Annotated in this window: 1 protein-coding gene; it reads right to left on the bottom strand. The window is 46.7% G+C overall.

The window, feature by feature from the left end:
* Positions 1 to 134: 134 nt before the first annotated feature.
* Positions 135 to 1,039: elongation factor Tu (gene tuf, locus PG901_RS10000; protein ID WP_271133439.1), on the bottom strand; the 905-nt coding region annotated here is incomplete at its 5' end.

Raw genomic sequence — 1,039 nt, 5'->3', positions numbered from 1 at the left:
TATTTATCATTAATTTTTAAACACCTACTTTCAAGATAAAGCGCCCACAAAAAAAGCCACCCTCTTTCAAGGATGGCTTTTTTCTAACTGCTTACCGTTATCAGATTGCTCTGATAGCGTTAGTGCTTCAATGCTTAGCTAAGTACGTTAGCAACAACACCAGCGCCTACAGTACGGCCGCCTTCACGAATAGCGAAGCGTAGACCTTTGTCCATAGCGATTGGGTGGATAAGCTCTACGCCCATCTCAACGTTATCACCAGGCATAACCATTTCAGTACCGTCTTGTAATTGGATTGCGCCAGTTACGTCAGTGGTACGGAAGTAGAACTGTGGACGATAGCCGTTTAGGAATGGTGTGTGACGACCACCCTCTTCTTTTGACAATACGTATACTTCAGCGTCAAACTTGGTGTGAGGAGTGATAGAACCTGGCTTAGCAAGTACTTGGCCACGTTGTACGTCTTCACGCTTAGTACCACGTAGTAGTACGCCACAGTTTTCGCCTGCACGACCTTCGTCAAGCAGTTTACGGAACATCTCTACACCAGTACAGGTGGTTTTTTGCGTGTCACGGATACCAACGATTTCAATCTCGTCACCAACACGTACGATACCTGATTCAACACGACCAGTTACAACAGTACCACGACCTGAGATTGAGAATACGTCTTCGATTGGCATTAGGAATGCTTTGTCGATGTCACGCTCTGGCTCTGGGATATAAGTATCTAGGATACCTAGTAGTTCTACTACGGCTGGTTGGCCATATTTGCCTTCGTCGCCTTTAAGGGCTTGGGTGGCTGAACCTTTTACGATTGGGGTGTCATCACCTGGGAAGTCGTAGTCGTTAAGAAGTTCACGAACTTCCATTTCTACTAGCTCAAGCAATTCTTCGTCATCAACAAGGTCACACTTGTTCATGAAGACGATGATGTACGGTACGCCAACCTGACGTGAAAGCAGGATGTGCTCACGGGTTTGTGGCATAGGGCCGTCAGTTGCTGATACAACTAGGATTGCGCCGTCCATTTGGGCTG

It is taken from the genome of Psychrobacter sp. ANT_H3 (genome assembly GCF_027919975.1).
In the GTDB taxonomy this organism is placed as follows: domain Bacteria; phylum Pseudomonadota; class Gammaproteobacteria; order Pseudomonadales; family Moraxellaceae; genus Psychrobacter; species Psychrobacter maritimus.
Note: the sequence above shows the minus strand (reverse complement) of the source record. Positions and strands in the feature narration are given on the sequence as shown.